The following is a 23,367-nucleotide window of genomic DNA, read 5'->3' as shown; positions in this document are numbered from 1 at the left end:
CGGTTCGATGAACTGCATCTTGCCGAACGGAACGATCGGCGCGGATCGGCGATAATAGCGCGGCATCCCTGAATAACAAGACTCATGGCAACTGGCATCGCTCCCGGCTTACTGATCCTGCACGGCAACCAGCTCGAACAGCTGCGTGCCGCCGTGTTCCAATGGCTGCGCGCCAATCCGCTGGCGCCGCTGGAAACCGACGTGCTGCTGGTGCAATCGAACGGCGTGGCCGAATGGCTCAAGATCGCGCTGGCCGAGGAAGCCGGCGTGTGCGCGGCCACGCGCGTGGCCCTGCCGGCGCGCTTCCTGTGGGAAGCCTACCGGGCCATGCTGGGGCGCGAGAACGTGCCACGCATTTCCGCCTTCGACAAGGGCCCGCTCACGTGGCGGCTGATGCGCCTGCTCCCCGGCCTGCTGCGCGACGACGCCTTCGAGCCGCTGCGCCATTTCCTGAAGGGAGGTTGCCAGGAACGGCGCCTGCAATTGGCCGAGCGGCTGTCCGACCTGTTCGACCAGTACCAGGTGTACCGCGCCGACTGGCTGGAAGACTGGGCAGCGGGGCGCGACCGCATGTGCTGCCCGCGCGGCGTGCACTACCCGCTGCCGGAAGGGCAGCGCTGGCAGGCCGCGCTGTGGCGCGCCATCATCGCCAGCGTGCCGGAGGAAGAGCGCACGCTGGGCCGTGCCGGCGTGCACACGCAATTCGTGCGCGCGGTGGAGAATGGCGCCCAGCCGGTCGGGCGCCTGCCGCGCCGCGTGGTGCTGTTCGGCGTATCCGCCTTGCCCTACCAGACCCTGCAGGCGCTGGCCGCCCTGGCCCGTTTCACCCAGGTGATCGTGGCCGTGCCGAACCCTTGCCGCTTCTACTGGGGCGACATCATCGACGGCCGCGACCTGCTCCGCGCGGCGCGCCGGCGTCACCCGCAGCGCAACGGCGTCGACCTGGCGCAGGTGCCGATCGAGGCGCTGCATGCGCACAGCCACCCGCTGCTGGCGAGCTGGGGCCGGCAGGGGCGCGACTATATCCGCATGCTCGACGAATTCGACGAGGCCTCCGCCGAGCATGACGCTCACCTGCGCGTGGACCTGTTCAGCGAAGGCGACGGCGACACGCTGCTGCAGCAATTGCAGGGCGCGGTGCGCGACATGCTGCCGCTCTCCGAACACCGCTTTCCGGTGCCGGACGCGGGCGACCGCTCGATCGTGTTCCACATCGCCCACAGCGTGCAGCGCGAGGTGGAAGTGCTGCACGACCAGTTGCTGGCGCAGTTCGCCGCCGACCCCACCCTGCGCCCGCGCGACGTGGTGGTGATGGTGCCGGACATCGACGTGTTCACGGCCGCCATCCATGCCGTGTTCGGCCAATACCGGAAAGGCGATGCACGCCACATCCCGTTCGCCATCGGCGACGTGAACGACCGCAGCGTGAACCCGCTGCTGGTGGCGCTGGACTGGCTGTTGCGGCTGCCGCAGCAGCGCTGCCGGCAAAGCGAGGTGCGCGACCTGCTCGACGTGCCGGCACTCTCGGCTCGCTTCGGCCTCGTCGAGGACGACCTGCCGATCCTCGGCCGCTGGATCGAGGGCGCCCACGTCCGCTGGGGCCTGGACCGCGAACACCGCGCCGGCCTGGGTCTGGGGCCGGTGGGCGAACAGAATGCGTGGATCTTCGGCATCCGCCGCATGCTGCTCGGCTATGCCAGCGGCGCCGGCGGCCCGTTCGGCGATATCGAACCGTATGGCGAAGTGGGCGGCCTCGATGCCGCGCTTGCCGGCTCGCTGGCGCAGCTGGTGGAAGCGCTGCTGGAATGGCGCGAGCGGCTCGCGCAGGCGCGCACGCCGTTCGAATGGGGCGAGCAGGCGCGCGCGCTGCTGGCCGCGTTCTTCGACCCGCGCGACGAGGCGGACCGGCTGACGATGAACGAATTGAACGAGTCGCTGGGTGCCTGGCTGGAAACCTGCGACGGCGCCGGCTTCGACGAACCGGTGCCGCTGGCCGTGCTGCGCGAGGCCTGGCTGGGCGCGCTGGACGAGCCTTCGCTGGAGCACCAGTTCGTCTCGGGCGGCGTGACGTTCTGCACCCTGATGCCGATGCGCGCCGTGCCGTTCCGCGTGGTGTGCCTGCTGGGCATGAACGACGGCGATTTCCCCCGCCGCGCAAGCCGGGCCGACTTCGACCTGCTGGCGCTGCCCGGCATGGCGCGCCCCGGCGACCGCTCGCGCCGCGACGACGATCGCTACCTGATGCTGGAAGCGGTACTGGCCGCGCGCGACGCGCTGTACGTGAGCTGGTGCGGCCGCAATGCGCGCGACAACAGCGAACAGCCGCCCTCGGTGCTGGTGGCGCAGCTGCTCGACTACCTGAAGGCCGGCTGGCACCTGGACCTGCACGAGCGCACCACCGAGCACGCCCTGCAGCCGTTCTCGCGTCGCTATTTCGAGCAGGGCGGCTTGCTGACGTTCGCGGCCGAATGGCGTTCCGCCCATGCCGCCACCACCGGGCCGGCACTGCCGCCCGACCTGCCGCCGTATGAACTGGACGAACGCTTCCGCCTGAAGCTGGCCGGCCTGGCGGCCTTCCTGCGCCAGCCCGTGAAGTACTTCTTCGCCCAGCGCCTCGGGGTGCGCTTCGCCGATTCGGCCCTGGTCGGCGAGGACGAGGAACCGTTCGTGCTCGACGCCCTGGACCGCTACTTCCTCGAAGACGAGATGCTGGACGACGACGGCGCCGAGGACGAGGAAAACGTGCGCCTGAGCCTGACGCAGCGGGCGGCCCGGCTGCAGCGCGAGGGTGTGCTGCCGATCGGCGTGATCGGCGACCGCGTGCGCGACAACCTCGTCGCCACCTTGCTGCCGGTACGGCGCGCCTGGCTGCAACTGCGCGGCGCCTATCCTGAAGCGGCACCCAAGCTGCCGGTCGGCCTGGAACTGCACGGGGTGGTGCTGGAAGACTGGATCGACGGCCTGCGCGCCGATGGCGCGGCCAAGGTGTGGCTGGCGCAGATGTCGTCCAAGGCCCTCGACAAGGCCGGCCAGCCGCGCGGCGACAAGCTCATTGTCGCGTGGCTGCGCCAGCTTGCGGCGGCGGCGCAGGGTGAAACGGTCACGGGCCTGCTGGTGGCGCGCGACGCCGTGCTGTCGATGCCGCCGCTCGATGGCGGCGACGCCCGCGCGGCACTGGCCGACCTCGTTGCCCTGTGGCGGCGCGGCATGGATGGGCCGCTGCCCGTGGCCAGCAAGACCGCGCTGGCCCTGGTGTCGGGCGGCGACCCGCGCGAAACGTATGAACACGGTTTCGACCGCCGCGGCGAGAAGGACGACCTGTGCCTGTACCGCCTGTGGCCCGAGTACGGCGACCTGGCGGCCGAACCGGACTTCGTGGCCACCGCCCACGCGCTGTATGGGCCGCTGGCGGCGTGGCTGGACACCGTCGAGGTGCAGCCGATCGAAGGGGACGAGGCATGAGCCGCCTGCTCGACCCGATGACCTTCCCGCTGCACGGCACCCGCCTGATCGAGGCCAGCGCCGGCACCGGCAAGACGTGGACCATCGCCGCCCTGTACCTGCGCCTGGTGCTGGGCCATGGCGGCACGGAGGCGTATGCGCGCCCGCTGCTGCCGGCCGATATCCTGGTGATGACGTTCACCAGGGCGGCGACGCGCGAACTGTCGAACCGCATCCGCGAACGGCTGGTCGAGGCGGCCGGGTGCTTTCGCGGCCAGGTCGAGGTGTGCGATCCTTACCTGGAAGGCTTGCTGCAAGCCTATCCGGACGAGACGTCGCGCCAGCGGGCCGCGCACCGCCTGATGCTGGCCGCCGAGACGATGGACGAGGCGGCGATCTTCACCATCGACGCCTGGTGCCAGCGCATGCTGCGCGAGCACGCGTTCGACAGCGGCAGCCTGTTCGACGAGGAACTCATCACCGACGAAGCGGCCCTGTTCGAGGACGCCGCCCACGATTACTGGCGCCAGCACGTGTACCCGTTGCGCGACCCGGCGCTGGGCGCGCTGCTCGAATGCTGGCCGGACGTGGAGCGGCTGAAATCCGCCCTGCGCGAACTGGTCAAGCGGGCCGAGGATGGCTGGCATGCCAATGAGCCGCTGGGCGTGCTGATCGCCCGTTCGCTGCGCGAGCGGCAGCAGCAGCTGGCCGCGCTGAAGGATGGCTGGGGCGAACGCGTCGACCGCATGGAACTGTGGATCGAACGGGCCCGGGCGGCCAGGCAGCTCGACGGGCGCAAGATGCGCGCCGACTGGGTGGCCGGCTGGCTGGGCACGCTGCGCGCCTGGGCCGCCGACCCGGAAATGGTCGAACTGGACCTGAAGGGCGGCTGGAAGCGCCTCGTGCCGTCGGGGATGGCCGAGGCATACAGCGGCACCGATCTCTTCGACGGCTTCGAAGCGCTGGCGCAACTGCGCGATGCGCTCGCCGCCTGTGAACCGCTGTCGCACCGCCTGTATCGGCATGCCGCCGGCATCATCAGCGCGCGCATGGCGGAACTGAAGGCGCAGCAGCGCCAATTCGGCTTCGCCGACATGCTGGTGCGCCTGCAGCACGCGCTGGAAGGCGAGAACGGCCAGGCGCTGCGCCAGCGCATCACCGAGCAGTATCCCGTGGCGCTGGTCGATGAATTCCAGGATACGGCGCCGGCCCAGTACCGCATCTTCGACCTGCTGTACCGCGTGGCCGACAACGACCCGCAACTGGGCCTGTTCCTGATCGGCGACCCGAAGCAGTCGATCTACGGCTTCCGCGGCGCCGACATCCACAGCTACCTGGCCGCGCGGCGCGCCACCGAAGGGCGGCATTACCAGCTGGGCACGAACTACCGGTCCACGCGCGACGTGGTGGAAGCGGTGAACCGCATCTTCCTGCACGCCGAGAGCGTGGCGGGCGGCAGCGGTTTCGCGCAGGGCGCGTTCCGCTTCCGTCGCGGTACCGTCAATCCCTTGCCGTTCGAGGCAGTCGATGCCAAGGGCCGCAGCGAACGGCTCGTCGGCGTGGATGGCCAGCTGCAGGCGCTGACGGTGTCGTGCAGCGAAGTGCTGGACCTGAAGGCGGACGATTACCGCGACTTCTTCGCGCACCACTGCGCCGAGCACATCGTGCAGCTGCTGAACCATCCGGGCACGGGCTTCGAGGGACCGGATGGTTTCCGCCGCCTGGAGCCGGCCGATATCGCGATCCTCGTGCGCGACCGGCGCGAGGCGACCGCCATCCGGCGCGCGCTGCAACAGCGGCGCGTGCCCAGCGTCTACCTGTCCGACAAGGATTCCGTGCTGGAGTCCGACGAGGCGAAGGACGTGCTGCGCTGGCTGGCCGCGCTGGCCAATCCGCTGGACGGCGCGCTGGCCCGTGCCGCCTTCGCCACCCGCACGGCCAACATCGAGCTGGCCGAACTGGCGCGCCTTTCTTCCGACGAGCTGGCGTGGGAACAGCGGGTCGAGCAATTGAAGGCGCTGCACACGGTGTGGCAGCGGCAGGGCGTGCTGGCGATGCTGCGCCGCTTCATCCACGAGCTGGGCTTGCCGGCCGCGCTGCTGGCCCGGCCGGGTGGCGAACGCAGCCTCACGAACCTGCTGCACCTGGCCGAACTGCTGCAAACGGCCAGCCGCCAGCTCGATGGCGAACAGGCGCTGATCCGCTGGATGGCCGAGCAGGTCGAAGGCGAGGGCGCTGCCGGCGACGAACAGGTGCTGCGGCTGGAATCGGACGCGGAGCTGGTGAAGGTCGTTACCGTGCATAAGTCCAAGGGCCTGGAATACCCGCTGGTCTACCTGCCGTTCGCCGTCACGGCACGCAAGGTCGACAAGCGCAACCGCAGCTTCTTCGAATACACCGATGGCGATGGCGTGCGGCGCATCGACATGAGCCTGACCGAGGAGGCGCAGGCGGCCGTGGAAGCGGCGCGCATCGAGGAAGACCTGCGCCTGCTGTATGTGGCGCTCACGCGCGCCCGCCACTTCCTGTGGCTGGGCGTGGCCGCGCTGCCGGCGCGCAAGGAAGGCAGCAACGTGCTGCATGAATCGGCGCTCGGCTACCTGCTGAACGGCGGGGAACACCTGCCGGCCGAAGCCTTGCAGGAGCGCTGGCGCGAACTGGCCGGCGGCTGCGGCGCGATCGGCATCGCCGCGCTGACTCATCCCGAGCGCGTGACCTTGCTCGACCGCGTGGAGCAGCGTCCCGCGCTGGTCGACACCCGGCCGTATGGCGCGCAGTTCGAACGGGACTGGTCGGTCGGCAGCTTTACGTCGCTGGCGCGCGGAACCCAGGCCGCCCCGCGCGACGCGCAGGAGGAAACGCTGCTGGAAGGCGAGGAAGCCGATGTGGCGCCCGGGCGGATCGACGAGGCGCCGTGGCACCGCTTCCCGCGCGGTTCCGTGCCCGGCAACTTCCTGCACGAACAGCTCGAATGGCTGGCCCAGGAAGGTTTCCATTGCGTGGACGACGCGGCCTGCGAGCAGCGCATGGCGCGCCGCATCGAGCGGGCCGGGTGGGGGCACCGGCTGGAGGATGCGATCGGCTGGTTGCGCGCCGCCGTCACGACGGCGCTGCCGCCGCTGGGTGCGCCGCTGCGCGATATCGGCACCGTGCTGCCGGAAATGGAATTCTGGTTCCCCAGCGAGCACCTGGCGACCGGCGCGCTCGACGCGCTGTGCCGGCGCCACCTGCTGGGCGGCATCCCGCGCCCGCCGCTGCCGCAGCGCGCGCTGCACGGCATGCTGAAAGGCTTTACGGACCTGGTCTTCGAACATGAAGGGCGCTACTGGGTGCTGGACTACAAATCGAATGCGCTGGGCGGCAACGACGCGGCCTATCACGCCAAGGCGCTGGCACTCGGCATGGCCGGGCACCGCTACGACGTGCAGGGCGCGATCTACCTGCTGGCGCTGCACCGGCTGCTGGCAAGCCGCATGGGCGACGCCTACGACCCGGCCGAGCACCTGGGCGGCGCGATCTTCTTCTTCCTGCGCGGGATCGGCAACGGCACGACGCGCGGCTGCCACGTGCTGGAACCGGACCCGGTCCTGCTCGACGGGCTGGACGAGCTGCTGCGGCGCGAAGCGGATGCCGACGGCGGCAATGATGATGAACGGACATGGCGATGACTGATACCGCGGCGCTCTTCGAGACGATCGAGCGCCTCACCGAAACCGGCAAGCTGCGCCGCCTGGCGGGCGCCTTCGCCCGTTTCGTGGCCACGCTGGGCCACACGCCGCCGCCCCTGCTGGTGGCGTGCGTGCTGCTGTCCGAACTGGAAGGGCGCGGCCACAGCTGCCTGGTGCTGGACGACCTGGCCGGCGACCCGTCGGCGCAACTGGGCTGGCTCGATGGCGAGTGGGCGGCGCTGCGTGCCGCCGCCGCGCCGATGCCGAGGAGCGCCAAGGGCTGGCGCACGGCGCTGCACGATTGCGAGCAGGTGTGGTCGGTGGGCGACCTGGATTTCAACCAGCCGCTCGTGCTGGACGGCGAACGGCTGTACCTGCGCCGCTACTGGCGCGATGAAACGACGGTGGCCGCCTCGGTGCGCTCGCGCGCCCAGGCCGGGCACGGCGTCGACACGGCCGCCGTGCGGCACTGGCTCGACCTGCTGTTCCACCACCCCGTGCGCGAGGGCGGCCCGGACTGGCAGAAGATCGCCTGCGCCGCCGCGCTGCGCGGGCAGCTCGCCGTGATCACGGGCGGCCCCGGCACCGGGAAGACGTACACGGTGGCGCGCCTCCTGGCCCTGCTGTTCGCGCTGGCGCCCGATCCGCAGGGCTTGCGCATCGCCCTGGCGGCGCCGACCGGCAAGGCCGCCGCCCGCCTGAAGCAGTCGATCGACACGGCGCTGGACGAGCTTGCCGCCAGGCTGGGCGCCGCGCTGCCGCTGCGCGAGCTGGCGGGCCGGATGGGCGGCGCGCGCACCCTGCACAGCCTGCTGGGCGCGCGGCCGGACACGCGCAGCTTCGCCTACAACGCCGGCAATCCGCTGGAAATCGACGTGCTGATCGTCGACGAAGCGTCGATGGTGCACCTGGAGATGATGGCGGCCCTGCTGGCCGCGCTGCCGCCGCATGCGCGGCTGATCCTCCTCGGCGACAAGGATCAACTCGCGTCCGTCGAGGCCGGCGCCGTGCTGGGCGACCTGTGCGCGCAGGCCGAGAGCGGCAACTACGATGCCGCCACGTGCGACTACGTGCTGGCCGCCACGGGCGAGACGATCCCCCCGGCGTTCCGCGAGCGCGACGGCGGCCCGCTGGCGCAACGCATCGTGATGCTGCGCCAGAGCCGGCGCTTCGGCGGCCCGATCGGCCAGCTGGCACTGGCCGTCAACCGCGGCGATGGCGACGCGGCGCGCGACGTGCTGCGCGGCGACAGCGAAGGCAGGCTGCGCTGGATCGAGGGCGCGCGCCCGAACGATGTGCTGGCGCTGGCCGTGCAGGGCCGGCCGGGTGCCGGCGCCGGCTACCGCGATTACCTGGAACTGGTGCAGGCCGGGCCGGACGGCGACTACGAAGGCTGGGTGCGCGACGTATTGAAACGCTTCGAGCAATTCCGGCTGCTGTGCGCCGTGCGCGCGGGCGAGTGGGGCGTCGCGGGCCTGAACGAAGCGATCGAACAAAAACTCGACAGCGCCAGGCTGATCCGCCGGCGCGGCGAGTGGTACGTGGGGCGGCCCGTGATGGTGACCCGCAACGATTACGCCACCGGCGTCTACAACGGCGACATCGGGCTGACCTTGCCCGATCCACAGCGCCCGGCCTCGCTGCGCGTGTGGTTCTCGGACGGCGAAGCGGTGCGCAGCGTGCTGGCGACGCGGCTGCGCAACGTCGAAACGGCGTTCGCGATGACCGTGCACAAATCGCAGGGTTCCGAATTCACGCATACCGCGATGGTGCTGCCGCCGCAGGCCAATGCCGTGCTGGCGCGCGAACTCGTCTACACGGGCATCACGCGGGCGCGCGAGTACTTCACGCTGGTGTCGCCGAATGCGGCCGTGCTGGCGCAGGCGATCGCGGAGCGCACGCAAAGGGCGAGCGGGCTGCGGGAAGCGCTTGGAACGTGACGGGAGACTGGCTGCGGCGGGTGCTTCGTTGCCGGCGGTGGGAAAAGCAGGAGGGGAAGATAAAGCGCCCGGCCGGACTCTCCTATAAAGTCCGGCCAGGCCTCGTTCACGGCGCGTGAACCAGCAAGGCTTTACGATATCCTTCGACGGGATGGACAAATAATACCGCAAGGAAAGTATTGTTTCAATCTGGAAGTCCCGAAAAACAACGGTTGGTCCTGAAGAAGTTTCTTTGTATTACCTTCAATTAAATATTTACAACACTATGTCGATCGTTTAACTTTCGTTATCGAAACGTTAAGTTAATATGGTCAATATATGAAACTGAAATCCTTCGTTATCGCCGCCCTCGCGGCTGGCACCGTCGGTGGCGCCTCGGCCAAGACCGTCGATATCACGCTGGCAGGCGGTCCGCAGACCTGGACGTCGTTCAAGGTGAGCGCGACGCACACCGCGGGTTCGTTCAGCGATACCTTTACGTTCAGCAATTAGACGTCGGCCGCAAGCGAGGTATCGGCAGCGCTCGTGAACACGGCCACGTTCTTCACTGATATCACTTTCACCGGCGCCACGCTGAACGGCGTCGACGTGCCGTTCTACAATGTGTGGCCGTTCTCCAGCGTGCTCTTCAAGGATGTCGACGTGACTGGTCCGCTGACCCTGGTCGTCAACGGCACCGTCACCACGCGCTTCGGCGGCACCGCCAGCTATGGCGGCATGTTCTCCGTGACCAGCGCCGTGCCGGAACCTGCGACGTACGGCATGCTCGCCGGCGGCCTGGCTGTGCTCGCGTTCGCCGCACGCCGCCGCAATCGGTAAGCTGCACGGTCCGGTATCATGCAAAAAGGGCGCCGCGGCGCCCTTTGGCGTATCCGGCCTTGCCGGCCTGTCACCACGTGATGTGCACGGACGGCGCGCTGCGCTTCGCCTCGCCGTGGAACACTGCCTCGATATTGTTGCCATCCGGGTCGATCGCAAAGGCCGCGTAATAGCCGGGGTGATAGGGCCGTTCGCCGGGCGCCCCGTTATCCTTGCCGCCTGCCGCCAGCGCCGCCTGGTAAAAGGCATCGACCATCGCGCGGTCGCGCGCCTGGAACGCCAGGTGGTGCCGGCCTGTCAATTGCCCCTGGGCCGTTTCGCTGTCCTGCGCCGAGACGAACAGTTCGTCGACCCAGAAATAGTCATCGGCGCTGCCGCCGATCGGAATGTCCAGCACTTCGAAGATTGCCGTATAAAACTTCCGCGATGCGGGCAAGTCCTTGACGACCAGCTGGATGTGGTCGATCAGGCGGCCGCGGTGCAGCTCTTGAGCTTCCATGCCGTGCTCCCGATGAAGTGGATGAACCGTGAAGTATCGCAGGTTTTGCGACCGGAAGTCGTGCGGGCGCAAGCGTGCACGGATGCGGCGAAGCGATCAATCGGCTGAGTATTCGGGTGTAAACGCCAGGTGCGCGTAGGAAAATTGGCGCGAGGTCATCATGATGACTGCCGGCGGCCTTGGCGCTGCCCGCTTTTGCGCGATGAACCATAAAGAGGAGACCGCTTATGCCCGAGCTGATGTACGACCGCCATGTTCGACCCACCCCGTCATCCCGGCGCCGCCTGCGCTGGTGCGCCATCGCCGCCGCGCTGCTGGCCGGCCTGGCCCAGGCGCAGGACCCGACGGTGTTCAACCGCATCGGCGACGTGGCGCAGCACCTGGCGGCACCGCCAGCCGATGCACGCCCGATGATGCGGTGGTGGTGGTTCGGCCCGGCCGTCGAGAAGCGGCAGCTTGCCGACGAGATCGAGCGGATGAAGTGGGGCGGTATCGGCGGCGTGGAAATCCAGGCCGTGTATCCGATGGCGCTGGACGACCCGTCGCGGGGCGTGAAGAACCTGCCGTTCCTGTCCCCGGACCACCTGGAAGCGCTGCGCTTCGCCAACGAGCAGGCGCGGGCGGCGGGCTTGCGCGTCGACCTCACGCTGGGCAGCGGCTGGCCGTTCGGCGGCCCGCACATCGGTATCGCGGACGCGATCGGCAAGATGCGCGTGGCGGCCGTCGAAGTGCCGGCGGGCGCCGCCAGCTACCCCGTGCCGTCCGTGACGGAAGGCGAGAAGATCGAGGCCGTGTTCATTGGTGCGGGCACGCCGAAGGAATACGATGCCACGGGCCTGAAACCCTTCGAGGAGAAGGCGGCCGGCAATGGCCGCGCCGGCGTGCGGCCGGCCGCCGAACCGCGCGTGGCCGTCTACTATATCGCCAGCCGCTCCGGCATGCAGGTCAAGCGCCCGGCGGTGGGGGGCGAGGGCTTCGTGCTCGACCACATGAGCCGCCGCGCCATCGACAACCACCTGAAGAACGTCGGGGAACCTTTGCTGAAGGCGTTCGGCGACAAGCCGCCGTATGCGATCTTCTCGGACAGCCTGGAAAGCTACGGCAGCGACTGGACCGGCGGCTTCCTCGACGAATTCCAGCGCCGGCGCGGCTACGACCTGAGGCCCTGGCTGCCGCTGGTCTTTTCCGGCCAGGGCGCCGCGGCGCCGGCATTGAAGCGCGACTGGGCGCTCACGCAGACCGAGCTGGTGGAAGATAACTACCTGAAACCCGTCACCGCGTGGGCGCGGCAACATGGCACGCGCTTCCGTTCGCAGACGTATGGCGAGCCGCCGGCATCGCTGTCGAGCTTCCGCCACCAGGACCTGTTCGAAGGCGAGGGGGCCCAGTACCGGCAATTCTCGTTCACGCGGCTGGCTTCCTCGGCGGCCCACCTGTACGGCGCGCCGGTCGTGTCAGCCGAGACGTGGACGTGGCTGCGCTCGCCGGCCCATACGGCCAGCCCGCTGGACATGAAGGCCGAGGCGGACCGCATGTTCGTGCAGGGCGTGACGCAGATCATCGGGCACGGCTGGCCCTACACGCCGCCGGATGCCCCGGAACCGGGCTACCAGCTGTATGCCGCGGCCGTGTTCAACCATCACCAGCCCTGGTACATGGTGATGCCGGAAATCTCCAGCTACCTCGCGCGCGTGAGCTACCTGCTGCGGCAGGGCGCGCCCGCGAACCAGGTGGCCGTGCTGCTGCCGAACGACGATGTGTATGCCGTCAACAGGCCGGGCAAGACGTCGCTGTCAGCCGAGATGCCGCGCTTTATCAAGCCCGAGCTGGTGCAGCAGATCATGGACAGCGGCCATAACCTCGACTACGTCGATGCGGAAGCCGTGCTGCGCGTCGGGCTGGACCGCTACCCGGTGCTGGTGATGCCGAACGTGACGCGCCTGGCGCCGGACGTGCTGGCCAGGCTCGATGCCTATGTGAAGAAGGGCGGGCGCATCATCGCCATCGGCGCCACGCCTTCGCTGGCGCCGGGCTTCAAGGATGCCGAACGGATCACCGCCGAGGTGAAGCGCGCTTCCGGCGCGCTGTTCTCGCGCGGGCGGGGCGTGACGAAGATCGCCGCCGAGGCGGACCTCGGGCGCGCGCTGCGGGCGGTGCTGCCCGGCGACGTGCAACTGTCCGCGGCCCAGAACCGCGTGAGCTTCGTGCGCCGCAAGCTGGCCGATGCCGACATCTATTTCATTGCCAACACGAGCAACGAACCCGTGTCCGCCACGCTGACGTTCCGCGAGCCGCGCCGCCATGCCGCCCGTATCGATCCGGATACGGGCAAGCTAGCGCAATCGGCACCAGCGCCGGCCTTGCGGCTCGCACCCTATGAATCGCTGGTCATCGTGCTGAGCGACGCGCCCTTGCCGGGTGCCGCGCCGGCCAGGCAGGCGGGCGAGGCGCTGGCCGTGGCCGACCTGTCCGCGGGCTGGGAAGTGCGCTTCCCGGGCCAGGCGCCGCTGAAGATGGACAAGCTCGTGTCCTGGGCCGACAGCGCAACGACCCGCTATTTTTCCGGCCAGGCGGTGTACGGCAAGAAGCTCGCGCTCACCGCCGGGCAACTGGACGGCAAGCGCCTGTCGCTCGATTTCGGCACCGGCACCGCGCTGCCCGATACCGGCGTGCACGCGCACCATTCGGGCATGCGGGCGATGTACGAGCCGGCGCTGCGCGATGCCGCGATCGTCACCGTGAACGGCCAGCGCGCCGGGGCGCTGTGGCATCCGCCCTATCGCATCGACGTCACGCCGTGGCTGAAGGCGGGCACGAACGAGATCGAGGTGAAGGTGGCGAACCTGGGCGTGAACACGCTGGCCGGGCGCGCGCTGCCGGACTTCACATTGCTGCGGCTGCGCTACGGCAACCGCTTCGAGTTGCAGGATACGGCGAAGATCGCGCCGCAACCGGCCGGGCTGCTGGGGCCCGTGACCCTGGTGGGCGAAGCGCTGCGCTGAGCGGCGGGGTGTAAACGACAAAGCCGGCGCAAGGCCGGCTTTGTCCTGGTCGAAACGCTTACGAGGCGGGGCGGCGCACGGGCTTCTTCCGGTCGACGGCCTTCTTGACCGTGACCTTCTTGGCCACGGGCTTCTTGGCGACGGCTTTGCGGACGACGGCGCTCTTGCGCGCGCTGCTCCGGGCGGCCTTGCGCACCTTTGCCGAGGCCTGCATAACGCGCGGCTCCGGGTCGTCCTTGCCGACGATCAGGCGGCGGATATTGAGCGCGTCGGAGATGCGCGCCGAGGAACCGCTGGCGTTGAGCAGCACCATCGTGGCGTTCTTGCCGGCGGCCTTGATGCGCATGATCAGGCAGCGGCCCGCTTCTTCGGTGTAGCCGGTCTTCGACAGGCCGATGTCCCAGCCTTTGGCGCCCACCAGGCGGTTGGTGTTGTGGTACTCCACCTTGCGACCCTTGATGTCCATGATGTCGCTCTTGTCGGTCGTCATGGCGGCGATCGTGGGGTAGCGGGCGGCGGCGGCGGCCATGCGCACGAGGTCGGCCGCGGTCGAGGTATTGTTCGGCGACAGGCCGGTGGGTTCCTCGATGCGCGTGCGCGTCATCTTCAGCGCGCGCAGCTTGGCGTCCACGGCAGCCTTGAACGCGGCCGGGCCGCCGGGGAAGGTGCGCGCCAGCGAGGCGGCGGCGCGGTTATCCGACGACATCAGCGCCAGGTGCAGCACGTCGGCGCGGGTCAGCGTGGTGCCGACCGGTACGCGGGAGGTGCTGTGCTTGAGCATGTCGACATCCTGCTGGTCGATGCTGATCTGTTCATCCATGTCGAGCCGGGCATCCAGGATGACCATTGCCGTCATCAGCTTGGTCAGCGAGGCGATGGGCACGATGGTGTCGGCATTCTTTTCGACGAGGACATTGCCCGTGTCGTCCACGACGAGCACGGATTGCGAACCGAGCGGCACGGCCAGCGCGGCTGCGGAAGCGGAAAGCAGCAGGGCGGCTGCAAGTTTCTTGATCATTTGTTCTTGGAGAAAGGCAAGCGGATGGAGCAGTGCTGTAGAGCAATGTCCGGGAGGCGAACGATAACATGGGCTTGACGGAACCGTCCAGCCTGTGTCAGGCGTGCGGGACGAAACAGTACAAAAAAGGGACCAATAAGGTCCCTTTTTTGTGCTGTTTCGGATCTGACTTTGCGTCGAGGGACCAATAAGGTCCCTTTTTTGTGCTGTTTCGGATCTGACTTTGCGTCGAGGGACCAATAAGGTCCCTTTTTTGTACTGTTTCGGATCTGACTTTGCGTCGAGGGACCAATAAGGTCCCTTTTTTGTGCTGTTTCGGATCTGACTTTGTTTCTTACTTGCTCGCGTAGATCTTGTCGAACTCGCCGCCATCGTCGAAGTGGCGCTTCTGCGCCGCGCGCCAGCCGCCGAACACTTCGTCGACGGTGAACAGCTTGATCGGCTTGAACTGCGCCGCATACTTCTTCAGCACCGTGGCCGAGCGCGGGCGCAGGTAGTGCTTGGCGATGATTTCCTGGCCCGCTTCCGAGTACAGGAAGTTCAGGTAGGCGGTGGCTTCCTTGCGGATGCCCTTCTTGTCCACCACCTTGTCCACGACCGCGACCGGCGATTCGGCCAGGATCGACACGGAAGGGTAGACGATGTCGAAATCACTGCCCATTTCGGCGCGCACCAGGTTCACTTCGTTCTCGAAGGTCACCAGCACGTCGCCGATTTGGCGCTGCGTGAACGTGGTGGTGGCCGCGCGGCCGCCGCCGTCGAGCACCGGCACGTTGCGGAAGATCTTCGTCACGAGGTCGCGTGCCTGCGCATCGTTGCCGCCGTTTTGCAGCACCGAGCCCCATGCCGCCAGGTACGTGTAGCGGCCATTGCCGGCCGTCTTCGGGTTCGGGATCACGACTTTCACGCCCGGCTTGGCCAGGTCGGCCCAGTCCTTTATGCCTTTTGGATTGCCCTTGCGCACCAGGTACACCATGGTCGAATACATCGGCGCGGCATTGTTCGGGAAGCGCTTGGCCCAGTCCTTCACCACCAGGCCGCGGTCGGCCAGCATGTCGATGTCGTTGGCCTGGTTCATCGTGACGACGGAAGCCTCCAGGCCGTCCGCCACCGAGCGCGCCTGCTTGGAGGAGCCGCCGTGCGACTGCTTGACCTCGATAGTCTTGCCGCTCTGCTGCCTGTACTGAGCCTCGAAGACGGGGTTGATGTCCTTGTACAGTTCGCGGGCCACGTCGTAGGAAACGTTCAGCAGCGTGACGTCGGCGGCAAAGGCCGGAGGCATGCCCAGTGCCGAGACGGCGATGGCCGATGCCAGGACGATGCGGCGGGTTGCGCTGAATCCTGTGCTGAATGCTGCGCTAAATGCGATTTTTTTATTTGCCATGGTGTGCTCGTGTAAAAAACAGATATGTATGGTCCGCCAGAACGCGGCTGGAACGAAACGATATTTTCGTAATTTGCTTAGATTCCAGTCGCGCGAAGGGTGCCGGCGGCATCCGGCTGACTCGTGTATAGTCCGCCTGTAATACCGCTGTCATGCCGCCGTTTTCACGAGTTCCCATGAGTTTCGAGATCCGCCCAGCAGTCCCACCCGATGCCGCCGCCGCCTGCCAGGTCCTGCGCCGTTCGATCGCCGAATGTTGCGCGCTCGACCACCGGAACGATCCGGCCATCCTGGCGGCATGGCTGGGCAACAAGCATCCCGCCATGGTCCGCTCGTGGTTCGAGTCGCCGACCAATTATTCGCTGGTGGCGGTGCAGGGCGATGAAGTCGTGGGTGTGTCGCTGCTGACGGGCGCCGGCAAGCTGGCGCTGTGCTACCTGCTGCCGGAAGCGCAGCGGCAGGGCGCCGGGACCGTGCTGCTGCGCCGGATGGAAGAGCGCGCGCTGGCCTCCGGCATGAAGGCGCTGTACCTGCACAGCACCGTCACCGCCGAGGGCTTCTTCGAAGCGGCCGGCTACCGGCGCGACGGCAATGTGCGTTCGCCCTACGGTGTCGATACCGTCCTGTTCTGGAAACCGCTGGTGCAGGGCGCGCAGCCCGACGGGCGCAAGCGGTTTTGCAACTGCAACTCGGCTTGACGCCGTTACACCGGCGGCGCGCGCCACAAGATGGCCGAGGCATCGTCGGCCCGCTTGACTGAATTTCCCACCGCCATTTCCGCCTCGTAGCCGCGCAGTGCGTGCAGTGCCGCCGCCAGTCCTCTTTGTTCGCAGGCTGTCATCAGCGATATCGGCGTGTGCAGGCCGTAAGGGTCGACCAGCCGGTAGAAGCCATCCGTCATGACGAGCAGCATGCTGCCACCCGGCGCCGGCACGACATGGCGGCGCGCGGCCAGGGCACCTGCCGGCCGCAGGCACAGGATGGCGGGGTTCGCGCTGCCGTTCTGCTCTTCGCGGCGGGCGCGCAGCAGCGGCAACAGGCGGGCGTAGCGGGCTGCAGGGTCGTCGATGCCGGCGGCGCTCAATCTGGCGATCTCCGCCCGCAGCACCGCCTCCTGCGGATTCACATACGGATCGAGGTCGACGACGGTGCCATCCGGCCGGGTCATCAGGGTGATGCAATCGCCCAGGCAATACAGGTGCAGGGCCTGGTCGCGGGCGGCGCGGACCCAGGTCATGGCGGCGATGGGCCAGGCGTATGGCGGCACCTCGGCGCCGCCGGCATGGCCGAGGTACTCGTCGCGCACCGCGCCGATTGCGCGCAGCACGGCCGGCTCCTGGTCCAGGCCGTCATGGATCGCCTGCTCCAGCGCCGCGCCGAAGCGGGCCACGAACCAGGCCACGTCGCCGGCTGGATCGATGTAGTCGTGGTCTGCCACCGAGGTTGCGCCATCCAGCACGATTAGGTCGGTGGCGGCCGGCGTCTCGACGACGATGACGTGGTCTTCGTTGTGGCCCGGGGACGCGCCCTGGGAGACGCGCTCGATGCGCGGATTGTTCAGCTCGTTCATGGCGCCGATTATAGCGGCGCCTTGTTGCCGGAATATGTCAGGGATGCAGGGTGCCGCTGCCGAATCAGCGATGCAGGGTGCCGCTGCAGGATCAGGGATGCAGCGTACCGCTGCCAAACGCCTTCAACTCGCCGGCCGCGAAGGCCACCCATCCGTCGTGCGTGTCGACCGGCTGGGTGGCGATCATCGCGCGGCCGTCGTCCAGGCGGTAGTGCAGGTGGGTCGAGCAGTGCGCGAACAGCGTCTCGCCATTCGACAGGATGAAATTGAAGGTGCCGTGCGCGGCGATCTCGGCGGCCACCTCGGCAAGCGCGTCGCGCAGCGCGTGGGTGGCCGGCTCGCCGTCCGGGAAGCGGCTCGCCAGGCGCGACAGCAGCAGGCAGAAGGCCGCCTCGCTGTCGGTGTCGCCCTGCGGCACGAACAGGCCGGGCGCCGGCGCGAACTCCTTCAGGTCGCCATTGTGAGCGAAGCACCAGGTGCGGCCCCACAGCGGGCGGGCGAACGGGTGCACGTTCTCGATGGCGATGCGGCCCTGCGTGGCCTTGCGGATGTGCGCCAGGATGTTGCGGGCCCGCAAAGGGCGGCGGCGGATGCGCGCCGCCAGCGGCGAATCGATGGCGGCCCGGTGGTCCGTGTACAGGCGGCAGCGCTTGCCGCTGTGGAAGGCAATCCCCCAGCCATCCTTGTGCTCATCGGTGCGGCCGCCCCGTTCGGCGAATACGTCGAAGAAGGGCCCGAGTCCGGCGGGTACGCTGCTGTTCAATCCGAGGAGCTGGCACATGGTGACATCGAAAATCGTTTAGTTGAGCCAACGATACCCGCGCACCGTTGAAGGGGAAACGAATCATTTTCAATATGCTTATGTGCTGAACGTGATGCTCGATGGAAACGCACCGGCTGTCCCTGTTGTAAAAAATCGGGGACAGTCCCCTGTTGTTCGGGAGCGACAGCGCCGGGATATGCACGGGCCGCATAACAATCGGTAAAACGATTCGTTTTGAAATGGCTGCCGTGGGCTTAGCCTTGTCGTATCGCATCTGCTTCAGAAAGGCTGCAATGAGTTTCCCCATCCTGCAACAATACCTGGCCCGGCTGGCCGATCCCGCCGCCGGCACCGCTTCCTCGCTCTGGCTGGACGCTTCCGGCCGTGCCCACGGCCGTTTCTTCAATTGCACGATGACGAGCGTGTTCCACCCGATCCGCAAGCTGGATTCGGGTGCCGCCGTGGCGTGCGAGGGCCTGGCGCGGGGGCTGTCGGCGGAGGACGAAGGGCTGTCGCTGTGGCGCCTGCTGGAGAATGCCGCGAGCGACGACGAATCCGTGGAACTCGACCGCCTGTGCCGGATGCTCCATGCCATCAATTTCTTCCGCCAGCCCGATGCCGAGCGGCTCGACCTGCACCTGAACGTGCACGGGCGGCTGCTGTCGGCAGTCAGTACCAACCACGGCCACGCCTTCCGCCGTATTCTCGACGCGCTCGAATTGCCGCTCGCCCAGGTGGTCCTGCAACTGCCGCAGACCACGCCGCAGCAGAACTGGCTGCTCGGCTACGTGGCCGACAATTACCGCCGCAACGGCTTCCGTTTCGCGGTGCATGCGGCCAGCGCGCAGGAGGGCCAGGCCTTGCTGGAGCGCGTGCGACCGGATGTGATCCGTATCGATGCGCGCATTGCGCGCGACTGGGATGGACTGGCGGGCTTGCTCATCGCAGCCGAGGCGCGCGGCAGCCGCGTCCTGTTCCATCATGCCGAAGGGGCGGCGGCGCTGTCGGCGCTGCACTCGATCGCCGGGCTTGCGGGCGTGCAGCCGCTGGCCCAGGGGCATGCGCTGGACATGCCGCGCGCCATCCTGCCGGGCCAGCCTGTGCAAGCAGCCGCGTGACCGCAACCGGGGCTTAAGCAAGCCTTAAATGTTGAGCCATAATAGATACAATTTAGGCCACACAGTTAAAGAGCTTTCTCAAGTCCCCCTGCTATCGGATATAGTGACGCTCGCATCCGCTTCACTGCATCAATGGGATAGCTATGGCAACGCGCAGAGATTTTCTACACAAGACACTGGGGGCAGCCGCCGCCAGCCTCATCGGGGCACCGCTGGTCGGCCTGGCGCCAGCGCGCGCACAGGATCTGGAACCGCCGCCCGATATTTTCGACGCCCAGGCGCTTGACCTGGAATTCTGGGTCAAGCCCCGCACGCTGACGATGACCCGGCCGCAGACAGGCGAAAAGACGTCGGTACTGTACTGGAAGGATGGTGAACTGATCGATTCAGCCTATCAGGAACTGTGCCATCTGCTTCGCGACGTGAACGGCAAGGCTTCGACCGCGATCGATCCGAAGCTGCTGGAAACGCTGTGGGGCGCGCAGGCGTTCGTGGCCCGCTACGGCATCAACAGCCCGATCGAGATCCTGTCCGGCTACCGAACGCCGGCCTCGAACCAGCGGCTGCGCGAGCAGGGCATTCCCGCCGCGCGGCAATCGCTGCACATGGAAGGCAAGGCGGCCGATATCCGCATCGCCAACCTGAACGAAGAAGTCGTAGGCGGCCTCATCAAGAGCTTCCGCCAGGGCGGCGTCGGCTTCTACTACCGCAGCGGACCGCGCGGCGGTTGGATCCATGCCGACACCGGCTTGAAAAGGACGTGGAAGGGGTGAGACGGGGAATTCGCGAAGCGCTGCTTCGCGCCCGTCGAACGGCCAAGCCTTGCAAGGCTTGGCCTCCAAAGCGCCACTTTTCGCGGAGCACTGCTCCGCGCCTGCGTCACGGCCAAGCCTTGCAAGGCTTGGACTGGGGAGAGGCACCACTAAAGCAATCGCGGAGCACTGCTCCGCGCGCGCTTTACGGCTCGGCCTTGCAAGGCCGAGACTGGGGGCCAGCGTACCACTGAAGATGTTTCGCGAAGCGCTGCTTCGCGCCCGTCGAACGGCCAAGCCTTGCAAGGCCGAGACTCGGACCCTGCGTACCCCGAAAGATGCATCGCGGAGCAGTGCCCCGCCCGCTTTCTCGCCCGGCCCTGAAGGCCGGGTCGACCCCTCGTCACCCGTAGTAATACGGCTTCGTCTCCACCGTATCCTGCCGCTGCCGGTCCATCGCGTCGAGGTCGAGCCGGTGATCCCACCAGATCTTCCACCCACGCCGCTGTTCGGCTTCCACGTTCGGGTGGTCTTCCTTGTACTTGTTCAGGAATTGCTCGAATTCCGATACATAGCGCTTGTATTTCATCATTCCTCCTGTTCTTCGGTTACACTGCCGGGCCGTGTCATCCGACTTGAAGCCGAATACCGAAACACCGATGCAGCACGATAATGACGAAGAGGCGAAACCACGGTTCCGCCCTGTGCCGTGGACGGCACTGGAAACCCCCGCCGACGCCGAACTGTGGATCGCCGAGCACGACCTGGCGTTGCAGGAACATGTCGGCAAGAACGAGACCGGCTATGGCGTGTGCTTCACGTTGGCCGCCGGAGGCGACATCTACATGCAGACTTCCGACGACGCCATTGTTCTCGATATTACGCCGGACGCCGAGTGGGTGGCGCCACTGATCTCCGCCGTGGCCCAGGCCGAGCCGCCGAAGGGCTCGATGTGGGTACTGCCGGCCGACAAGCTGGTGCAGCTGATCCTCGGCCTGTCCACGCTGGTCGCCAGTACCACGCTCGTGGTCGGCCACAACTTCGGCCGCCGCCGCGCCTGGTAAAGACCGGCCGGGGCGCGCGGCAGCGGGCCGCGCTCGACTTGTCAAAGCGTACATGCTAGGCTGGTTTCGACAGCGCTTCCGTGTCACGACAGTCGATTCTCATGAGGGTTTCATCACGCCATGGACAACCCCACGCCCGCGCCCAATTCCCTGCCAGTCGTCCGGCCGCCGGACGCGTCAGGCGCCTTCCTGCCTGGCCTGCCGGCCGAGCTGTCGCATGAAGGCTTGCTGGCCGCGCTGGGTGGCGGTGGCCTGTTCCCGCGGGTGCCGAACGGCGCCGGCGGGGAACGCGCCGGTTTCGACGACCTGTACCTGCTGGCGCCGGTGGGTGCCTTCCTCCTCGACCCCGATTCCACGATCCTGCAAATGAACCTGGTGGGTGCCGACCTGCTGGGCATCGACCGCGCAGCTGCCGGCCGCGAGCGCTTTCGCGCCTACGTGGCGCAGCGCTTCCTGGCCGACTTCGACGCATTCGCCGCGAAGGCGCTTGCCAGCCAGGAGCCGATCCGGTGCGGCGTGCAGCTGGAGCGGGACCGGGGCGACCGTGGCGTGCCGGTCACACTGCTGGGCTGCGCGGCGGCCGGTGCCTTGCGGCTGACGGTCGAGCCCGCCGAAGGGCGCCTGGCCGCGCTGGAAAAGAGCGAAGAGCGCTTCCGCCGCATCGTGCAGACCGCCCGTGAAGGCATCTGGGAATTCGACGCGCAAGCGCGCACCAGCTTCGTCAATCCGCGCATGGCCGAAATGCTGGGCTATCCGGTCGATGCGCTGGCCGGCCGCCCGCTGCTATCCTTCCTCGATGCGGAAGGGCGCTCGGTGTTGGAACGCAATATCGCGCGCCAGCAGGAAGGCATGCCGGGCCGGCACGAGCTGAAATTCATGCGCAGCGACGGCAGTGCCCTGTGGGTGCACCTGACCGCGAACCCGCTGTTCGATGCCGACGGCGGTTTCCTCGGTGCGCTGGTGCTCGCAACGGACATCACCGAGCACCGTGAATCGGCGGAACTGGCCTGGCAGCAAGCCAACTTTGACACGTTGACCGGCTTGCCGAACCGGAACATGTTCCAGGAAAGGCTGCGCCACGAGATGAAGAAGGCGCGCCGCGAACGCAGCTTCCTCGCGCTGCTGTTCATCGACCTCGACCAGTTCAAGCAGATCAACGACCGCTTCGGCCACCAGCAGGGCGACGCCCTGCTGGTGCAGGCCGCGGCCAGGCTGGGCGCCTGCATGCGCGCGACGGACACGCTGGCCCGCATCGGCGGCGACGAATTCGTGAGCATCCTGCCCGGCCTCGCGCACGTCCAGGACGCGGAGCGGGTGGCGCAGGACGTGATCGCGGTGTTGAACCGGCCGTTCGAGCTCGCCGGCGGCGAACAGGGGCATATCTCGGGCAGCGTGGGCATCGCGCTGTATCCTTCGGATGCGGCCGATGCGGAGGAATTGCTGCGCCATGCCGACCAGGCGATGTATGCCGCCAAGAACGGCGGCCGCAACCGCTACAGCTATTTCACCGAAGACATGCAGTCGGCTGCCCAGCAGCGCGCCCGGCTGGCGGCCGACCTGCGCCGGGCCACGGCAGGGCACGAGTTCGAGCTGTTCTACCAGCCCATCGTGAACCTGAAGACGGGCGTGGTCGAACGCGCCGAGGCGCTGCTGCGCTGGCGCCACCCCGAGCGGGGCTTGCTGAACCCGGCCGACTTCATCGCTGGCGCGGAATCATCCGGCGTGCTGCTCGAGATCGGCGACCGTGCCTTCCGTCAGGCCGCGGAGCAGGTGCTGGCGTGGCAGCGTGAACTGGGGCGGCCGTTCCAGGTCAGCATCAATCTCACGTCGGCGCAGTTGCGCGACGACGAGCACGACTGGCTTTCCTACGTGGAAAGCATGAAGCTCCCGCCGAAAAGCCTGGTCGTGGACGTTTCCGAGGACTTGCTGAACGAGCCGCCCAGCCACGTGTTCGAGCGGCTGGGCCTCCTGCATGCGATGGGCGTGCAGGTTGCGCTGGACGATTTCGGCACCGGCCACTCCGCGCTGGCGCAACTGAAGCAGTTCGAGATCGACTATCTGAAGATCGACCGCAGCTTCGTGGCAGGCCTGACGGGCGACACCGGCGACCTGGCGCTGTGCGAAGCAATCATCCTGCTGGCCCATAAGCTGGGGCTGGAAGTGGTGGCGGAAGGGGTGGAAACGACGGCGCAACTGGCCTTGCTGAAGGCCGCCGGGTGCGATCTGGCGCAGGGGTATGTATTTGCCAGGCCGGCGCCGGCGGATGAGTTGCTGGCGCTGGCGCGGCAGGGGAGGCTGGGGGTGGGGTGAACGCCTGGCAAACCGGTGC

At 67.6% G+C, this 23,367-nt stretch carries 17 protein-coding genes; 11 read left to right on the top strand and 6 right to left on the bottom strand.

Features of this window, described 5'->3' with window-relative positions:
* The first annotated feature begins 84 nt into the window (after nucleotides 1–84).
* The 5 genes from recC (at nucleotide 85) to V6Z91_RS27415 (ending at nucleotide 9,868) form a co-directional block, all read left to right on the top strand.
* Nucleotides 85–3,462: an exodeoxyribonuclease V subunit gamma gene (gene recC / locus V6Z91_RS27435; RefSeq protein ID WP_338763813.1), complete on the top strand. Its 3,378-nt coding sequence runs from the start codon at nucleotides 85–87 to the stop codon at nucleotides 3,460–3,462.
* Nucleotides 3,459–7,109, top strand: coding sequence for an exodeoxyribonuclease V subunit beta (gene recB, locus V6Z91_RS27430; RefSeq protein ID WP_338763811.1), 3,651 nt, complete (start codon nucleotides 3,459–3,461; stop codon nucleotides 7,107–7,109). Before recC ends, recB begins: the two co-directional genes overlap by 4 nt.
* The gene (gene recD, locus V6Z91_RS27425) at nucleotides 7,106–9,049 is read left to right on the top strand and encodes an exodeoxyribonuclease V subunit alpha (RefSeq protein ID WP_338763808.1); all 1,944 of its coding nucleotides are present in this window, start codon (nucleotides 7,106–7,108) and stop codon (nucleotides 9,047–9,049) included. Before recB ends, recD begins: the two co-directional genes overlap by 4 nt.
* 318 nt (nucleotides 9,050–9,367) lie before the next feature.
* Entirely contained in the window at nucleotides 9,368–9,541 is a 174-nt protein-coding gene (locus tag V6Z91_RS27420) for a hypothetical protein (RefSeq protein ID WP_338763805.1), read from the top strand.
* Between the two features lie 33 nt (nucleotides 9,542–9,574).
* Entirely contained in the window at nucleotides 9,575–9,868 is a 294-nt protein-coding gene (locus tag V6Z91_RS27415) for an FxDxF family PEP-CTERM protein (protein ID WP_338763803.1), read from the top strand.
* 70 nt (nucleotides 9,869–9,938) lie between these two features.
* On the opposite strand, the gene V6Z91_RS27410 is transcribed toward V6Z91_RS27415, so the two are convergent.
* Complete coding sequence (locus V6Z91_RS27410; protein WP_338763800.1) at nucleotides 9,939–10,367, bottom strand: VOC family protein; 429 nt, start codon at nucleotides 10,365–10,367, stop codon at nucleotides 9,939–9,941.
* A gap of 227 nt (nucleotides 10,368–10,594) precedes the next feature.
* On the opposite strand from V6Z91_RS27410, the gene V6Z91_RS27405 reads away from it, so the two are divergent.
* Complete coding sequence (locus V6Z91_RS27405) at nucleotides 10,595–13,369, top strand: glycosyl hydrolase (RefSeq protein ID WP_338763797.1); 2,775 nt, start codon at nucleotides 10,595–10,597, stop codon at nucleotides 13,367–13,369.
* A gap of 58 nt (nucleotides 13,370–13,427) precedes the next feature.
* Here the strand turns inward: V6Z91_RS27405 and V6Z91_RS27400 are convergent, their stop codons facing one another.
* Complete coding sequence (locus V6Z91_RS27400; protein WP_338763795.1) at nucleotides 13,428–14,387, bottom strand: serine hydrolase; 960 nt, start codon at nucleotides 14,385–14,387, stop codon at nucleotides 13,428–13,430.
* Nucleotides 14,388–14,721: 334 nt separating this feature from the next.
* Nucleotides 14,722–15,669, bottom strand: a complete 948-nt coding sequence (locus V6Z91_RS27395) for a sulfate ABC transporter substrate-binding protein (RefSeq protein WP_338772081.1) — start codon at nucleotides 15,667–15,669, stop codon at nucleotides 14,722–14,724.
* 278 nt (nucleotides 15,670–15,947) lie between these two features.
* Between V6Z91_RS27395 and V6Z91_RS27390 the strand changes: the two genes are divergently transcribed.
* On the top strand, nucleotides 15,948–16,469 hold the full coding sequence (locus V6Z91_RS27390) for a GNAT family N-acetyltransferase (RefSeq protein WP_338763793.1): 522 nt from the start codon (nucleotides 15,948–15,950) through the stop codon (nucleotides 16,467–16,469).
* A gap of 5 nt (nucleotides 16,470–16,474) precedes the next feature.
* Here the strand turns inward: V6Z91_RS27390 and V6Z91_RS27385 are convergent, their stop codons facing one another.
* The gene (locus V6Z91_RS27385; RefSeq protein ID WP_338763790.1) at nucleotides 16,475–17,341 is read right to left on the bottom strand and encodes a protein phosphatase 2C domain-containing protein; all 867 of its coding nucleotides are present in this window, start codon (nucleotides 17,339–17,341) and stop codon (nucleotides 16,475–16,477) included.
* A gap of 91 nt (nucleotides 17,342–17,432) precedes the next feature.
* On the bottom strand, nucleotides 17,433–18,122 hold the full coding sequence (locus tag V6Z91_RS27380) for a class II glutamine amidotransferase (protein WP_338763787.1): 690 nt from the start codon (nucleotides 18,120–18,122) through the stop codon (nucleotides 17,433–17,435).
* Between the two features lie 275 nt (nucleotides 18,123–18,397).
* Between V6Z91_RS27380 and V6Z91_RS27375 the strand changes: the two genes are divergently transcribed.
* Together V6Z91_RS27375 and V6Z91_RS27370 are read left to right on the top strand one after the other, a co-directional pair.
* Entirely contained in the window at nucleotides 18,398–19,222 is an 825-nt protein-coding gene (locus V6Z91_RS27375; protein WP_338763784.1) for an EAL domain-containing protein, read from the top strand.
* A gap of 143 nt (nucleotides 19,223–19,365) precedes the next feature.
* Complete coding sequence (locus V6Z91_RS27370) at nucleotides 19,366–19,995, top strand: DUF882 domain-containing protein (protein ID WP_338763781.1); 630 nt, start codon at nucleotides 19,366–19,368, stop codon at nucleotides 19,993–19,995.
* A 382-nt stretch (nucleotides 19,996–20,377) separates the two neighbouring features.
* Here V6Z91_RS27370 and V6Z91_RS27365 read toward each other — a convergent pair whose 3' ends face one another.
* Nucleotides 20,378–20,566 carry a DUF3460 family protein gene (locus tag V6Z91_RS27365; protein ID WP_338763779.1) on the bottom strand — a complete coding sequence of 63 codons (189 nt, stop codon included), beginning with the start codon at nucleotides 20,564–20,566 and terminating at the stop codon, nucleotides 20,378–20,380.
* 67 nt (nucleotides 20,567–20,633) lie between these two features.
* On the opposite strand from V6Z91_RS27365, the gene V6Z91_RS27360 reads away from it, so the two are divergent.
* Both V6Z91_RS27360 and V6Z91_RS27355 read left to right on the top strand, forming a co-directional pair.
* Nucleotides 20,634–21,038, top strand: a complete 405-nt coding sequence (locus V6Z91_RS27360; protein WP_338763777.1) for a hypothetical protein — start codon at nucleotides 20,634–20,636, stop codon at nucleotides 21,036–21,038.
* Between the two features lie 120 nt (nucleotides 21,039–21,158).
* Nucleotides 21,159–23,348, top strand: coding sequence for an EAL domain-containing protein (locus V6Z91_RS27355; RefSeq protein WP_338763775.1), 2,190 nt, complete (start codon nucleotides 21,159–21,161; stop codon nucleotides 23,346–23,348).
* The last annotated feature ends 19 nt before the right edge of the window (nucleotides 23,349–23,367 follow it).

It is taken from the genome of Massilia sp. METH4 (assembly GCF_037094685.1).
GTDB lineage: Bacteria > Pseudomonadota > Gammaproteobacteria > Burkholderiales > Burkholderiaceae_D > Rugamonas.
The sequence above is the reverse complement of the archived record's forward strand: the minus strand, read 5'-3'. Positions and strand labels throughout refer to the sequence as shown.

Coding starts and splice junctions, on each gene's coding strand:
- recC (WP_338763813.1), top strand. CDS start 85: ATGGCAACTGGCATCGCTCCCGGCTTACTGATCCTGCACGGCAACCAG.
- recB (WP_338763811.1), top strand. CDS start 3,459: ATGAGCCGCCTGCTCGACCCGATGACCTTCCCGCTGCACGGCACCCGC.
- recD (WP_338763808.1), top strand. CDS start 7,106: ATGACTGATACCGCGGCGCTCTTCGAGACGATCGAGCGCCTCACCGAA.
- V6Z91_RS27420 (WP_338763805.1), top strand. CDS start 9,368: ATGAAACTGAAATCCTTCGTTATCGCCGCCCTCGCGGCTGGCACCGTC.
- V6Z91_RS27410 (WP_338763800.1), bottom strand. CDS start 10,367: ATGGAAGCTCAAGAGCTGCACCGCGGCCGCCTGATCGACCACATCCAG.
- V6Z91_RS27405 (WP_338763797.1), top strand. CDS start 10,595: ATGCCCGAGCTGATGTACGACCGCCATGTTCGACCCACCCCGTCATCC.
- V6Z91_RS27400 (WP_338763795.1), bottom strand. CDS start 14,387: ATGATCAAGAAACTTGCAGCCGCCCTGCTGCTTTCCGCTTCCGCAGCC.
- V6Z91_RS27395 (WP_338772081.1), bottom strand. CDS start 15,669: ATGCCTCCGGCCTTTGCCGCCGACGTCACGCTGCTGAACGTTTCCTAC.
- V6Z91_RS27390 (WP_338763793.1), top strand. CDS start 15,948: ATGAGTTTCGAGATCCGCCCAGCAGTCCCACCCGATGCCGCCGCCGCC.
- V6Z91_RS27385 (WP_338763790.1), bottom strand. CDS start 17,341: ATGAACGAGCTGAACAATCCGCGCATCGAGCGCGTCTCCCAGGGCGCG.
- V6Z91_RS27380 (WP_338763787.1), bottom strand. CDS start 18,122: ATGTGCCAGCTCCTCGGATTGAACAGCAGCGTACCCGCCGGACTCGGG.
- V6Z91_RS27375 (WP_338763784.1), top strand. CDS start 18,398: ATGAGTTTCCCCATCCTGCAACAATACCTGGCCCGGCTGGCCGATCCC.
- V6Z91_RS27370 (WP_338763781.1), top strand. CDS start 19,366: ATGGCAACGCGCAGAGATTTTCTACACAAGACACTGGGGGCAGCCGCC.
- V6Z91_RS27365 (WP_338763779.1), bottom strand. CDS start 20,566: ATGATGAAATACAAGCGCTATGTATCGGAATTCGAGCAATTCCTGAAC.
- V6Z91_RS27360 (WP_338763777.1), top strand. CDS start 20,634: ATGCAGCACGATAATGACGAAGAGGCGAAACCACGGTTCCGCCCTGTG.
- V6Z91_RS27355 (WP_338763775.1), top strand. CDS start 21,159: ATGGACAACCCCACGCCCGCGCCCAATTCCCTGCCAGTCGTCCGGCCG.